General features: G+C 70.1%; 13 protein-coding genes. 6 read left to right on the top strand and 7 right to left on the bottom strand.

Going from position 1 to position 13,470, the window contains the following annotated elements; all coding sequences use genetic code 11:
- Positions 1 to 38: 38 nt before the first annotated feature.
- Positions 39 to 1,430, bottom strand: coding sequence for an NAD(P)/FAD-dependent oxidoreductase (locus tag ABCR94_RS01730; RefSeq protein ID WP_347117155.1), 1,392 nt, complete (start codon positions 1,428 to 1,430; stop codon positions 39 to 41).
- A 505-nt stretch (positions 1,431 to 1,935) separates the two neighbouring features.
- On the opposite strand from ABCR94_RS01730, the gene ABCR94_RS01725 reads away from it, so the two are divergent.
- Positions 1,936 to 2,661, top strand: coding sequence for a pentapeptide repeat-containing protein (locus tag ABCR94_RS01725; RefSeq protein ID WP_521976427.1), 726 nt, complete (start codon positions 1,936 to 1,938; stop codon positions 2,659 to 2,661).
- A gap of 11 nt (positions 2,662 to 2,672) precedes the next feature.
- Here the strand turns inward: ABCR94_RS01725 and ABCR94_RS01720 are convergent, their stop codons facing one another.
- The gene (locus tag ABCR94_RS01720; protein WP_347117153.1) at positions 2,673 to 3,176 is read right to left on the bottom strand and encodes a hypothetical protein; all 504 of its coding nucleotides are present in this window, start codon (positions 3,174 to 3,176) and stop codon (positions 2,673 to 2,675) included.
- Positions 3,177 to 3,356: 180 nt separating this feature from the next.
- On the opposite strand from ABCR94_RS01720, the gene ABCR94_RS01715 reads away from it, so the two are divergent.
- A complete protein-coding gene (locus ABCR94_RS01715; RefSeq protein ID WP_347117152.1) occupies positions 3,357 to 3,542 on the top strand; it encodes a PDDEXK family nuclease in 186 nt (61 codons plus the stop codon).
- A 47-nt stretch (positions 3,543 to 3,589) separates the two neighbouring features.
- Here ABCR94_RS01715 and ABCR94_RS01710 read toward each other — a convergent pair whose 3' ends face one another.
- On the bottom strand, positions 3,590 to 4,231 hold the full coding sequence (locus tag ABCR94_RS01710) for a response regulator (RefSeq protein ID WP_347117151.1): 642 nt from the start codon (positions 4,229 to 4,231) through the stop codon (positions 3,590 to 3,592).
- Entirely contained in the window at positions 4,228 to 5,367 is a 1,140-nt protein-coding gene (locus ABCR94_RS01705) for a sensor histidine kinase (RefSeq protein WP_347118424.1), read from the bottom strand. Before ABCR94_RS01705 ends, ABCR94_RS01710 begins: the two co-directional genes overlap by 4 nt.
- 284 nt (positions 5,368 to 5,651) lie before the next feature.
- Between ABCR94_RS01705 and ABCR94_RS01700 the strand changes: the two genes are divergently transcribed.
- Together ABCR94_RS01700 and ABCR94_RS01695 are read left to right on the top strand one after the other, a co-directional pair.
- Positions 5,652 to 6,209, top strand: a complete 558-nt coding sequence (locus tag ABCR94_RS01700) for a GlcG/HbpS family heme-binding protein (RefSeq protein WP_347117150.1) — start codon at positions 5,652 to 5,654, stop codon at positions 6,207 to 6,209.
- Positions 6,210 to 6,269: 60 nt separating this feature from the next.
- A complete protein-coding gene (locus ABCR94_RS01695) occupies positions 6,270 to 7,658 on the top strand; it encodes a M1 family metallopeptidase (protein ID WP_347117149.1) in 1,389 nt (462 codons plus the stop codon).
- Positions 7,659 to 7,682: 24 nt separating this feature from the next.
- Here ABCR94_RS01695 and ABCR94_RS01690 read toward each other — a convergent pair whose 3' ends face one another.
- Together ABCR94_RS01690 and ABCR94_RS01685 are read right to left on the bottom strand one after the other, a co-directional pair.
- The gene (locus ABCR94_RS01690) at positions 7,683 to 9,260 is read right to left on the bottom strand and encodes a M4 family metallopeptidase (RefSeq protein WP_347117148.1); all 1,578 of its coding nucleotides are present in this window, start codon (positions 9,258 to 9,260) and stop codon (positions 7,683 to 7,685) included.
- 253 nt (positions 9,261 to 9,513) lie between these two features.
- Positions 9,514 to 10,089, bottom strand: a complete 576-nt coding sequence (locus ABCR94_RS01685; protein ID WP_347117147.1) for a TerD family protein — start codon at positions 10,087 to 10,089, stop codon at positions 9,514 to 9,516.
- 271 nt (positions 10,090 to 10,360) lie between these two features.
- On the opposite strand from ABCR94_RS01685, the gene arfB reads away from it, so the two are divergent.
- The gene (gene arfB / locus ABCR94_RS01680) at positions 10,361 to 10,789 is read left to right on the top strand and encodes an alternative ribosome rescue aminoacyl-tRNA hydrolase ArfB (RefSeq protein ID WP_347117146.1); all 429 of its coding nucleotides are present in this window, start codon (positions 10,361 to 10,363) and stop codon (positions 10,787 to 10,789) included.
- Between the two features lie 24 nt (positions 10,790 to 10,813).
- Here arfB and ABCR94_RS01675 read toward each other — a convergent pair whose 3' ends face one another.
- The gene (locus ABCR94_RS01675) at positions 10,814 to 11,389 is read right to left on the bottom strand and encodes a flavin reductase family protein (RefSeq protein ID WP_347117145.1); all 576 of its coding nucleotides are present in this window, start codon (positions 11,387 to 11,389) and stop codon (positions 10,814 to 10,816) included.
- A gap of 311 nt (positions 11,390 to 11,700) precedes the next feature.
- Here ABCR94_RS01675 and cdgB point away from each other — a divergent pair, with 311 nt between their 5' ends.
- Positions 11,701 to 13,359 (top strand): diguanylate cyclase CdgB, encoded by a 1,659-nt coding sequence (gene cdgB / locus ABCR94_RS01670; protein ID WP_347117144.1) that lies wholly within the window; start codon positions 11,701 to 11,703, stop codon positions 13,357 to 13,359.
- Positions 13,360 to 13,470: the final 111 nt, after the last annotated feature.

Raw genomic sequence — 13,470 nt, 5'->3', positions numbered from 1 at the left:
GGCCGTCGCCTGTGCGTACGGCCGGGGCCCGCCCGTGCTCAGTGGCGGCCCGCCACCCGGTCCGCGATGCGGGCGACGCGGTCCGTGCGGGTGTCGTGTCCGGCCGCCTCGCGGCGGTCGGCGCCTCGGTAGGCGGCGTACATGCCCTGGACGCCCAGCCAGCGGAAGGGCTCCGGCTCCCACTTGCGCACCTTGTGGTCGACCCAGGGCAGTGTGGTGAGGTCCGTCGGGCCGCTCTGGCCGGAGTCCTGCTGGATCAGGTCGCGGAGCGTACGGGCCGCGAGGTTGGTCGTCGCGACGCCACTGCCGACGTAACCGCCCGCCCAGCCGAGGCCGGTGGAGCGGTCGAGGGTGACCGTGGAGCACCAGTCGCGGGGGACACCGAGCACGCCCGACCAGGCGTGGTCGATGTGGATCCCGGCCGTGGTGGGGAAGAAGCGGACCAGGATCTCGCGCAGTGCCTCGATAGTCGCGGGCTGGGTGCGGCCGTCGTTGTCGGTGCGCGATCCGAAGCGGTACGGGACGCCACGTCCGCCCAGTGCGATGCGGTCGTCGGCGGTGCGCTGCGCGTACACGTACGCGTGGGCCATGTCGCCGAGGTTCTCGCGGCCCTCCCAGCCGATGGTGTCCCAGACGGACTGCGGGAGCGGCTCGGTGACGATCATGGAGGAGTTCATCGGGAGCCAGGAGCGCTTCTGGCCCTTGATGTTCGCGGTGAAGCCCTCGGTGCAGCGCAGGATGTACGGGGCGCGGACCGTGCCGTACGCGGTGATGGCGTGCTTGGGCTTGATCTCGGTGACCGGCGTCGACTCGTGGATGGTGACGCCGAGTGCCTCGACGGCCGCCGAGAGGCCCTTGAGCAGCTTCACGGGGTGCAGACGTGCGCCGTGCGGGGTCCAGGCCGAGCCGACCGCGCCGGTGACCCTGATCCGCTTGGCGGTGTCACGGGCGCCGAGCAGCAGGCGGTCCTTCTCGCCGAAGGCGGTCTCCACGGAGTGGAAGGCCTTGAGGCGGGTCAACTGGGCTGGCGTGTAAGCGACTTCGAGTACGCCGCCCTGGTGGATGTCGGCGTCGATGCCCTCTTCGGCGGCGACCCGTACGACCTCGTCGACGGTGTCGTTCATGGCCTGCTGGAGGCGCACGGCAGCGTCGTGGCCGTGCAGCTTCGCGTACCGGTCGCGGCCCGCGATGCCGTTGTACAGCCAGCCGCCGTTGCGCCCGGAGGCGCCGTAGCCGCAGAACTTGGCTTCCAGGACGGTGATGTTGAGGAAGGGGACGGCCTTCTTGAGGTAGTACGCCGTCCACAGCCCTGTGTATCCGCCGCCGACGATGCAGACGTCGGCCGTCGCGTCTCCGGGCAGCGGCTCGCGTGGGGCGGGGATGCCCTCGTTCGCGTACCAGAAGGAGATGCCGCCATTGACGGTGCTCATGATGTCCCTGCGTTCCGTTTCTGCTCAGCTGCTGATCAGCGGTGGTGCGGGGACGCTAGCGGGCGGAGGTGGGGTGCGGCAATGCCGGGGTGCGGCAATGGCGTGGTGGTGGTCAGGCGGGGTGGCGGCGAGGTGTGGCGGTGGCGAGGTGTGGCGGTGGCCAGGTGTGGCGGTGGCCAGGTGTGCTGGCGCGGGCGCTCAGCCGTGGTGTGTGCGGGCGCGCAGCCAGGTGGCCGGGTTCCAGGTGCTCTCCCGGTCGCCGCCGCGGGTGAGCGGGTAGCAGGCGAGGCCGAATCCCGGGCTCGCGGGCCTACGGGATCAGGGCCACCTTGCCCACCGTGCCGCGGGTCTCCAGCGCCCGCATGCGGGTGTCCCCTTGAACGTCGGTGATCCGAACGTCGGTGGTCGCTCTCACCGGTGTGACGGTCATCCGGTTCAGGACCCGGTTCAGGACCCGGCTCGGGACCGGCTTGTCAGTGCCATGGTCCACAGTGGGTGGATGGCGATGGCACGGAAGACGAGCAGCGACAGCGCGCGAACGAAGAGCGGCACGGCGGCGAAAAAGGCCCCGGTGGTGCGGCCCGTGCGGCGCGCCGATGTGCGGCTGCCGTCGCTCGCGCCGTTCGAGGACGGCGCGCTGGAATCGGAGGGGGACTACGACGGAATCGAGTTCCGGGATCTTGACCTGGCGGGCCAGGAGGGCCGGGGCGCCCGCTTCATGGACTGTGGGATGTACGGCGTCGCGCTGGACGAGACCAGGCTGAGCAGGGCCCGCATCATGGACTCGGTGCTCGACGGGGTGTGCGGGGTCGGCACCGACCTGGCGGAGGCGACACTGCGGGACGTGGAGCTGATCGACGCCAGGCTGGGCGGGGTCCAGCTGCATGCGTCGGTGCTGGAGCGGGTGCTGGTGCGCGGCGGGAAGATCGACTACCTGAACCTGCGTACGGCGCGGCTGAAGGACGTCGTATTCGAGAGCTGCGTCCTGGTCGAGCCGGACTTCGGCGGCGCGCGCCTGGAGCGGGTCGAGTTCCGCGACTGTGTGATCCGGCGCGCGGACTTCTCCGCCGCCACGATGGTGGACGTCGACCTGCGTACGGTCGCGGAGCTGGACATCGCCCGGGGCCTCGACCGGCTGACGGGCTCGGTGATCAGCCCGTCCCAACTGCTCGACCTGGCACCGGCGTTCGCGGCGCAGATGGGTGTGAAGGTGGCGGGTCCGGGGGCGTAGGCGGCCGGTGCTCAGGAGGGGATGCGGGGGAAGCGGGCCTGGAGAGTCCAGATCGCCGGGTTGTCGGCGAGGCCGTCGTGCAGGTCGGTCAGGTCGGCGATCAGGTCGTGCAGGAAGTCGCGGGCCTCGCGGCGCAGCAGCCGGTGGCCGAAGGTGATGGGGGGCTCGTCGGTCGTCATCCAGTCGGCCGCGATGTCGACCCACCCGAAGCGCCGCTCGAAGAACATGTGGTCCGAGGACTCCGTGAAGTCCAGCTCGGCGAACTGCGGCTTGGCGGAGCGGCTGCCACGCGGGTCCTGGTCGAGCTGCTCGACGATGTCGCACAGCGCCCACGCGAAGTCGAGTACGGGCACCCATCCCCAGGCTGTGGACACTTCGCGGTCCGCCCTGGTGTCCGCGAGGTACACGTCACCGCAGAACAGGTCGTGCCGCAGGTCACGGACGTCCGCACGCCGGTAATCGGTCTGCGGGGGGTCCGGGAAGCGGCGGGAGAGGGAGTAGCCGATATCGAGCACGGTTCGATGGTGTCACGGTGGCCGGGTGGGTCTGCACGGCCCGGTTCTGACCTGCGGAAACGTTCCTCTTCACGCGTTCGGGCGAACGATTTCGAGTTCCGACGCAGCGCTTCGGCCTACGCTGGGAGCATCGCTCTGCGCGAAGGAGGTCCGCCATGGCACTGCCCGTATTCGAATTGAATGATCCGGGGCTACGCCCGCGCCGGGATCCCGGTCTACCTGCTCATCGACCGGGAGGCCGAGCGGGCAGTCCTGTGCACGGAGCCCGCCGGTGACGACTACGGGAGCAAAGTCCCGTACAAGCTGTCCGAGAAGATCCCGCTCCCCGACCCGCTCGGCTTCGACCTGGACACCAGCGGGTTCTGACGCCGATCCAGCGAGTTCTGACGCCGATCAGGACCGCCTGGCGTCGCTCACGACAGCAGTCGCTGCTCCTTCGCCACCGACACCGCGCCCGCCCGCGTGTCGACGCCCAGCTTGTCGTAGATCCGGCCCAGGTGGGTCTTGACCGTGGCCTCGCTGATGAACAGCGCGCGGGCGATCTCGCGGTTGCCCAGGCCGTGCGCGAGCTGCCCCAGGATGTCCAGTTCCCGTTCCGTCAGGGTCGGCGGCCGGGTGCCGCGCATCCGGGCCATCACCCGGCTGGCGACCGGCGGTGAGAGCGTGGTGCGGCCCTGCGCGGCGGAGCGGATCGCCGCGAACAGTTCCTCGGGGCGCTCCGCCTTCAGCAAGTAGCCGGTCGCGCCCGCCCCGATGGCGCGGGTGATGTCGGCGTCCGTGTCGTACGTGGTCAGGACCAGGACGTGCGGCCCGCCTGCGGGCATCGCCGCGATGCGGCGGGTCGCCTCCACGCCGTCGATGCCCTCGCCCAGTTGCAGGTCCATCAGGACGACGTCGGGCTTCAGCTTGGCGGCCATGGCGACGGCCTCCTCGCCGTTGCCCGCCTCGCCGACGACCTCGATGTCCGGTTCGCTGCCGAGGAGGGCGAGCAGCCCGGCGCGTACGACCGCATGGTCGTCGCAGAGCAGGATGCGGACGGGGGGCGAGGAGGTCACGGGGTCTGCTCCAGGGGGATCGCGGCGGACAGTACGGCGCCCTCGCCGGGGGCGGATTCGATGGTCAGGGTGCCGCCGAGCTGCTGCACCCGGGCGCGCATCGCGGGCAGGCCGTGCCCCCGGACGCCTTCGGCGGGGGCGCCGCGGTCCGGTGCGAAGCCGCGGCCGTCGTCGGCGATGTCGAGGACGACCTGGTCGCCGAGGTAGGTGAGGGTCAGCGCGGCGGCCTGGGCGCCCGCGTGTTCCCGTACGTTCGCCAGCGCGCCCTGCGCGATCCGCAGGAGCGCCGACTGCACCCGGTCCGGCAGCGCGACCGCCGTCCCGTCGACCCGGAAGGCCGCCGACTCGCGGCCGGCGAGCCTGCGCAGCGCCTCCTCCAGGCCGCCGCCCTCCGCCAGGTCGGCGGGGGCCAGGTCGTGGACGAAGCGGCGGGCCTCGGCGAGGTTGCGCTCCGCGATGCTCCCGGCCGTACGGACATGGCGGCGGGCGGTGTCCGGGTCGGTGCTCCAGGTGCGGTCCGCCGCCTGGAGCAGCATCTGCTGGCTGGACAGGCCCTGCGCGAGGGTGTCGTGGATCTCCATGGAGAGCCGCTGCCGCTCGGCGAGGGTGCCCTCGCGCCGCTCGGTGGCGGCCAGTTCGCGCCGGGTGCGGATCAGGTCGTCGATGAGGGTGCGCTGGCGGGCGTCCTGGCGCTGCATATAGAGGAAGACGGCGGTCGCGACGGCGGCCACTGCGGGCGGTGCGAGCAGCAGGTTCGGGTCGAAGTCGCCGCCCGCCAGCTGGAGTTGCGCCGTGACCACGAAGACGGTGAGCAGCGTGACGAGTGCCAGGGCGGCGCGCGGCGGGAGCGTGCGCAGCCCGGTGTAGAACAGCGGCACCGCGCACCAGGCGAAGCTCGGCGCGAGCACCACCAGCACCATCCACACCGCCACCACCGCGGACAGCCAAACGAGCCGCCGCGCCGCGGGACGGGCGGCGCCGGGCCCCGTAGTCGGGCCGAGCACGGGCCCGAGGACGTACAGCAGAGCCAGCACGATGCTCAGCGCGATGATCCACGGAGTGCGGGCCTCGCCGGGGTGGCGCAGCAGGAACCTGGCGAGCGAGGAGCCGAGCAGCAGGAAGAACGCCATGTGCATCACGGGGGCGAGCCAGCGCGCGTCGGGGTCCCGGTGCTCCTGCCATGTGTGCTGCACCCTTGCCCGCCTCTTCGCTGACCTGCGCGTACGTCCTGTTGACGACGTGCCTACGTCCCCATGGTGACCCGGGGGGACCAGCCCCGCATCAACCGATCGGCCGACGGGGCGGTCGGCCGTCCCGCCCCCCGGGTGCAGCCGGTACGCCGACGGGGTGGGCCCGGAACCGGCCGGAGGATCGATGGCAGAGCAACACACACCCCGCTCGACCGATCCGAGGAGCCACCATGAAGAAGCTTTCGCTGCGTACCCGAGTCCTGACCGGCGCCGTCGCCGCTGCCGCCCTCGGCGCGGGCACCTTCGGCGCGGTGTCCGCGAGTGCCACCGCCCCGGCCGCGGCCCCCGCCGCCGCGGTCAAGGCCGATACCGCCAACCGGAACCTCACCCAGTCCACCCACCTGACGGTGGCCGCCGCGACCAAGGCCGCGCAGGCCTCCCTGGACGCGGCGAAGAAGGAGAACCAGCGCGTCACCGTCGCCGTCGTCGACCGCAACGGCAACACCGTGGTGACGCTGCGCGGCGACGGCGCCGGCCCGCAGTCCTACGAGTCCGCCGAGAAGAAGGCGTACACCGCCGTCTCCTGGAACGCCCCGACGTCCGAGCTGGCCAAGCGCCTCGCCCAGGCGCCGAACCTGAAGGACATCCCCGGCACGCTGTTCCTCGCGGGCGGCGCCCCGGTGCAGGCCAAGGGCGCCCCGATCGCGGGCGTCGGGGTCGCGGGCGCGCCCAGCGGTGACCTGGACGAGAAGTTCGCGCAGGCGGGCGTCGCCGCGCTGGGCAATTAGGGCAGCCCGGCCCCCTGGGTGGGCCTCCGAAGGGCCATTCCACCCAATAGGATCATCTGTGTGGATCAATGGACGCTTGTACGCCGCACCGCACCCTCCGCCGCTGTCGCCCTGCTCCTGCTCACGTCCTGCACGAGCGGCGGCGTCAGCGGTGAGCCGGGTGCCTCGGGCGTACGCGATCCGTACTTCTCCAAGCTCGGCAACGGCGGTTACGACGTCGAGCACTACGGCCTGACCCTCGACTACGACCCGAAGTCCGGCCGCCTCAAGGGCACCGCCGAGATCACCGCCCGCGCCACTCAGGACCTCAGCGCCTTCAACCTCGACTTCCACGGGATGAAGGTCGACGCGGCGACGGTCGAGGGCCGCGAGGCGGCCGTCAGCCGGGCCGGCGACGAGCTGACGCTGCGCCCGGAGGCCGAACTCACCGACGGCGAGACCTTCCGCACGGTCGTCCGCTACTCCGGGGACCCGGCCACCATCACCGACGACGACGAGTCCGAGGAGGGGTGGCTGCCCACCGAGGACGGCGCGCTCGCGCTCGGCGAACCGACCGGCTCGATGGCGTGGTTCCCCGGCAACAACCACCCGCTGGACAAGGCGGCGTACGACATCACCATCACCGTACCCAAGGGCCTGAAGGCCATCTCCAACGGCGAGCTGAAGAGTGAGCAGACCCGGGGCGACCGCATCTCGTTCCACTGGAACTCGGCCGAGCCGATGGCCAGTTACCTCGCGACGGTCGCCATCGGGAAGTACGAGACGAAGACCTCGCGCACCGAGTCGGGGCTGCCGGTCTTCACAGCCGTCGACCCGACCGTGGCCAAGGACAGTGCGGAAGTCCTGGCGAAGATTCCCGAGATCATGGAGTGGGGCACCGAGAATTTCGGGCCCTACCCCTTCTCCTCCGTGGGGGCGATCGTCGACCGCGATGACGACGCCGGATACGCCCTGGAGACCCAGACCAAGCCGGTCTTCCCCGGCGCGCCCGACGAGTCGACCCTCGTCCACGAGCTGGCCCACCAGTGGTTCGGAAACTCCGTGACGCCCAAGTCCTGGCAGGACATGTGGCTCAACGAGGGCTTCGCTTCGTACGCGGAGTGGCTCTGGGAGGAGGACATGTACGAGGACAGCTCCGCCGACGAGAGCTTCAAGAAGGCCTTCGACGAAAAGGACAGCTGGGCTTTCCCGCCCGCCGATCCGCCCACCGCGGCGGACATCTCGTCGGAGCCCGTCTATGGGCGGGGCGCCATGGTGATCCACAAGATCCGTGAAGCGGTGGGCGACGACGCCTTCTACGACATCGTGCAGGGCTGGGTCGCCACCCACCGTCACGGCAACGCGTCCACGGACGACTTCACGGCGTACGTCGAGAAGAAGTCCGGCAAGGATCTGACGGGCCTGTGGAAGACCTGGCTCTACGGCCAGGACAAGCCCGCCTCCCCCTGAACTACTCTCTGAACTACTTCTGAGCTACTTCACGTTGACGCCGGTCCAGGCGGCGGCGACGGCCTTGGCCTCCGCGCCGTCCGCGCCGTACAGCTCGCCCGCGGCCTTCAGGGTCGCGGCCCGCGCGGCCTTGTAGTCGGTGGTCGACGTCATGTGGACCGAGAGCGCCTTGTACCAGATCTGGTACGCCTTCTCCCGCCCGATGCCGGCGAGCGTGGAGCCGTCGGAGGTCGGGGAGTCGTAGGCGACGCCGTTGATCGTCTTCTTGCCGCTGCCCTCGGACAGCAGGTAGAAGAAGTGGTTGGCGACGCCGGACGAGTGGTGGACGTCCAGGGTGCCGGTCTTGCTGTCCCAACTGTCCACGGAACTACCGTCCTTGCTGGGCTTGTCCATGTAACGCAGCGGCGTGCCATCGCCGTTGATGTCGATCTTCTCGCCGACGAGGTAGTCGCCGACGTCCTCCTTGTTGTTCGCGGAGAACTCCACGGAGGTGCCGATGATGTCGCTGGTCGCCTCGTTGAGCCCGCCGGACTCCCCGCTGTAGACGAGGCCCGCGGTGGCCGAGGTCAGACCGTGGGTCATCTCGTGACCGGCGACGTCGATCGAGGTCAGGGGCTTCTTGTCGCCCTCGCCGTCGCCGTACGTCATGCAGAAGCAGGAGTCGTCCCAGAAGGCGTTGACGTACGCGTTGCCGTAGTGGACCCGTGAGTACGCGGCCTTGCCGTCGCCCGCGATGCCGTTGCGCTTGAAGGCGTCCTTGTAGAAGTCCCAGGTCAGGGAGGCGCCGTAGGCGGCGTCGACGGCGGCGGTCTGCTGGTCCGCCGCGGTGCCGTCACCCCACTTGTCGTCGGCGTCGTTGAAGAGGGTGCCGGTGCCGCTCTGGCCGTGCTTCAGGTCGTACGTCTTGTGGCCGCCGCGCGCAGCGTCGGTCAGATCGAACGTGGCGTCCTTCTTCGTCGACCCGACGGTGACACCGCCGCTGTACTGGCTGCTGCCGGTGCCGGTCTCGATCGCCTCGTACGCGTACAGCTGCTTGCCGGACTTCGCGTCGGTGATGAGGTGGCGCTTGCTGGGTGTGCCGTCGTGCTGGGTGCCTGTTTTGACGGTCTCGAAGGCGAGGGCGGGTGTGCCGCTCGCCGCCCAGATCACCTTGCGCGCACCGGCCTTGGCGGCCATCGGCGCCTTGGTGGAGGCCACGGCTATTCGGGCCTTGGTGGCCTTCTCGACGCCCTTGAGCGCGCCGTTCTTCGCGGTGTGCGTGACGAGGTCGCCGCCGAGGACGGGCAGGCCGTCGTAGGTGCGCTCGTAGCGGGTATGCACGGTGCCGTCGGCGTCCTTGACGACATCGCGGACCACCAGCTTCTCCTTTGCGCCGAGCCCGATGTCCGAGGCCGCGGCGGCGGCGCCGGAGCGGGCCTCGGTGAGGGCGGCGGTGCGCTGGGAGACGTTCATGGGTGATGCGGTCGCGCCGGGCGTACGGTCCGCCGTGGTGTCGGCATTCGCCGACCCTGTCTGGACTGCGACGACGACCATGGCGGCCGTGGCGGCGAGGGCGGCGGCACGCATGCCGGTCTTGCGCTGAGCAGGGGACTGCGAAGTCATTCGGTCTCCAACACTCGTTCCGTGGGGGGTTGGCGGAGACAGTGCCATCGAATGATCAGTGCTGTCAGTACACGGCCAAGTTTTTGACCATCTATTGTCCGACTGAGGCGTGTTGATGTCCGCTATTCGACCGACTGTGCCCCTGATGGGCTGTTCCGGACATGCGGAAGGGCCCCGGCCGAAGCCGGGGCCCTTCTCAACACATGCGTCTACAAGTGCGTCTACAAGTGCGCCTGCAAGTGCGTTTCCTGCGTTAGAGGTTGACGCCGAAGTCCGAGGCGATGCCCGTCAGGCCCGATGCGTAACCCTGGCCTACCGCGCGGAACTTCCACTCCGCGCCGCTGCGGTACAGCTCGCCGAAGACCATGGCGGTCTCGGTGGCGGCGTCCTCGCTCAGGTCGTAGCGGGCGATCTCGGTGCCGCCGGCCTGGTTCAGCACGCGGATGTACGCGTTGCGCACCTGGCCGAAGTTCTGCGAGCGGGCCTCCGCGTCGTAGACCGAGACCGGGAAGACGATCTTGTCGACGTCGGCCGGCAGACCCGCCAGGTTGACGTTGATCGCCTCGTCGTCGCCCGCGCCCTCGCCACTGCGGTTGTCACCGGTGTGGACGATGGTCTGGTCCGGCGTGGACTTGTTGTTGAAGAAGACGAAGTGACCGTCGGAGACGACCTTGCCCGTCGCGTTGACCGCGATTGCGGACGCGTCGAGGTCGAAGTCGGAACCCGTGGTCGTACGGACGTCCCAGCCGAGGCCCACGGTGACGGCGGTCAGGCCCGGAGCTTCCTTGGTGAGCGAGACATTGCCGCCCTTGCTGAGGCTGACTGCCATGAGGAGGTCCCTTTCCTAGTGCTGGAGGTCGTGCGGGCTTCGGATCCGATGCCGGGTGCGAAGCTACCGTCACCCGTCCTAACGCCAACAGACCACCGCTGGGTTCCAGGTCTCTTTGCTTTCTTTACCGACGTCTCGCCCGACGACCGCCCGACGACCGCCCGACGCCCACCCGACGACCGACGGACACCGGCGAGCCACCGGCCCGGCACCCGTGCGCCGCTGGTAAAGCGGGTGACGAGAAGCCCCGGAACACGGGATCATAGGACTCATGTCCGGTCCCCATGTCATCAGCGGCTCCGTCCTCCTGCCGGAGGCCGAGCTCATGTGGCGTTTCTCCCGGTCGTCCGGACCCGGCGGCCAGCACGTCAACACCACCGACTCCCAGGTGGAGCTCCGCTTCGACCTGGCGAAGACCGAGGCGCTGCCCCCGGTCTGGAAGGAGCGGGCGCTGGAGCGGCTCGCGACCCGGCTGGTGGCGGGCGTCGTATCCGTACGCTCGTCCGAGCACCGCTCGCAGTGGCGCAACCGCGAGACCGCGCTGGTGCGGATGGCGGCCCTGCTCGCCGAGGCGACGGCCCCGCCGCCCAAGGCGCGGAAGGCGAAGAAGATCCCCCGCGGTATCAACGAGCGGCGCCTGCGCAATAAGAAGGCCCGCAGCGAGACGAAGCGCGGCCGTACGGGACAGGGCTGGGGCTAGGCCCCGTCCGTCCCAACGACACCCCTAGCCCAGCTTGCGATAGTTGCCCTTGAAGTACGTCAGGGGGGAGTCGTCCTCGCCGGGCAGGCCGACCTCAAGCACCCGGCCGATCACCAGCGTGTGGTCCCCGGCCTCCACCCGCTGCTCGGTCCGGCACTCCAGCGTCGCGAGCGCTCCGCCCACCAGCGGGGACCCCGAGACGGCGCCGCGGGTCCAGGCGATGTCGGCGAACAGCAGCCGGTCGCTGAGCCGGGCCTTCATCGAGAACCGGCCCGCGATCTGGCGCTGACTCTCCGACAACAGCGAGACGGCCCACATCGGCTGCTCGGCCAGCAGATCGTCCATCCGTGAGCCGTTGCGCACGCTCACCATCACCAACGGCGGGTCCAGCGACACCGACATGAAGGCCGTCGCCGTCATCCCGACGTCCTCGCCGCGCGGGCCGCCGTCGGCGTCGTGCGCGGTCACCAGCGTCACACCCGCGGTGAGACGGGACATGGCCGCGCGGAATTCGTCATTGCTCACCCCCTCAGGATGGGGGATCGGCTCGCCGCGCGGGGTGGTGGCCGGGGCCTGGGTGGTGGAGGTTGTCTGTGGCACAGGTCGAACGCTAGTCCCGTGCGCTCCGTGCCACATCGGGCATCGGGACCAACCGGGTCCTAGGACCCGGGACGGACTCCCGGGGGAAGCGTGTCTGTATTTGCGTATTTGCGATCAAAAAATACCTGGAGCGCTCCCACGCCCCTCTTCTCTCCCTTTCACATCTGATGTGACTTGACTCACAGAGCGCAATATTTGTTGACCCTGTGTACCGAGTGGACAGCTCGCTGTGATTCAGTGGCCGTGATAGTGCAACACGTGCGGCGATGAGAATCCTGGAGTTGCTGTCGAGGTCTCGGGGAGAGCGAACAATGGAGGCCGAGTCGGAGCCGTACGTCCGTCTGGCGACACTGCGGCAGTTGCATCAGGTGGTGGCGGACCTCAATACCGCCCGTAGCCTGGCCGACACCCTGCAGGCCGTGGCCGACGGAATCGTCACGGGCCTCGGCTACGAGCTGGGCTGTGTGAACCTCGTGCGCCCCGACGGCGATCTGGTGATAGCCGGCTTCGCGGGCAACCCGTCGGCAGAAGCCCTGATCACCGGCCGGGTCGGCTCCCGGTCCTCCTGGGAGCGCAGGCTCTCGATGGGCGAGGCGTGGGGCGCGCTGCGCTTCATACCGCACACCGAGGGCTGGGTCCTCCTCGACGACGACGTACCCCAGTGGCACACCGAGGGCCCCGAGCCCCGCTTCGCCGACGAATGGCATCCGCAGGACCGCCTCTACGCCCCGATGTACGCCTCGGGCGGCGGGCAGGAGCTCCTCGGCGTCATATCCGTCGACCGCCCGCGCAACGGCAGGCACCCCGGCGCATGGGGCCAGGAAGCGCTCCAGATGTACGCGTCCCAGGCAGCGATTGCCATCAGCAACGCCCGGCTGCGCGCAAATATGCAGCGCGCCCTGGTACGCCTCGAACGGGAGCAGCAGGCCCTTCGGGCCAGTGAGGAAAGCTTTCGTCAGGCCTTCGAGTACGCCCCGAGCGGCATGGCCATCGCCGAGATGGGCGGCGACCAGCACGGCCGCCTGCTGCGCACCAACGACGCGCTCTGTCGCCTCCTGGGCCGACCCGCCTCCGCGATGCGCCGCTACTCCTTCTCCGACCTGGTGCACCCCGAGGACATCGGCACTCTGCTGCGCACCTCCGCCGAGGGCGGCCGCGCGGAGCTGAGGCTGGTCCGCCGCGACGGTACGTACGTCTGGGTCTCCCTGCGCAACTCGGTGGTGGCCGACACCGCCGACGGGCCGCGTTTCCTGCTCACCCACGTCGAGGACGTGGAGGAGCGCAAGCGCCACGAGCTCCAGCTCGCGCACCGCGCCTCGCACGACGCGCTCACCGGCCTGCCCAACAGTGCGGAGCTGCGTGCGCGGCTCAGCGCCCGGCTCTGTCGCCGCCCGCACGCGGTGCGCGCCACGGCGGTGGAGACGCTGGACGCGGCCTTCGAGCCGGCCGCGCCGGGGACGGTCATCCCGGAGCACGGCTTCGACTTCGACCCGCACGTAGACGCGGGCGCCCACGACCACCATGTGCACATGATCGCGCCGCCGGCCGACAGCGGCGCCGCCGACGACGGCACGAAGGGCCTCGCCGTCCTCTTCTGCGACCTGGACGGCTTCAAGTCGATCAACGACCGGTTTGGCCACAACACCGGTGACGCCGTCCTCGTCGAGGTCGCCCGCCGCCTCACCACCTGTGTCCGCGACGGCGATACGGTCGCCCGCCTCGGCGGCGACGAATTCGTGGTCCTGGCCGACGGCCTCGGCAGCGCGGACGCCGCCGACCTCGCCGTGCGGCTGCGGAACGCGATCATTCCGCCGATCCGGGTCGACGGCCGGGCAGTCAGGGTCGGGGCCAGTTTCGGCATCGGCTGGGCGAGCTGCGGGATGTCGGTCGACGAGGTGCTGAGCTCCGCCGACCAGCGGATGTACATCGAGAAGCGCTCCCGGGCGAAGGTCCACCGCCGGGCGGGCTGAGACCCCCTGTCGAGCCGCGTGTCCTACCTCACTGTGGTCTGCGCCAAATCTTCGCCTTGCCCGTTCAAGGTAGGCTCGCCCGGTCGGCGACGGCTGGCGAACATGGTGAGG

The sequence above is a fragment of the Streptomyces changchenzhani genome (genome assembly GCF_039766235.1).
GTDB lineage: Bacteria > Actinomycetota > Actinomycetes > Streptomycetales > Streptomycetaceae > Streptomyces.
The sequence above is the reverse complement of the archived record's forward strand: the minus strand, read 5'-3'. Positions and strand labels throughout refer to the sequence as shown.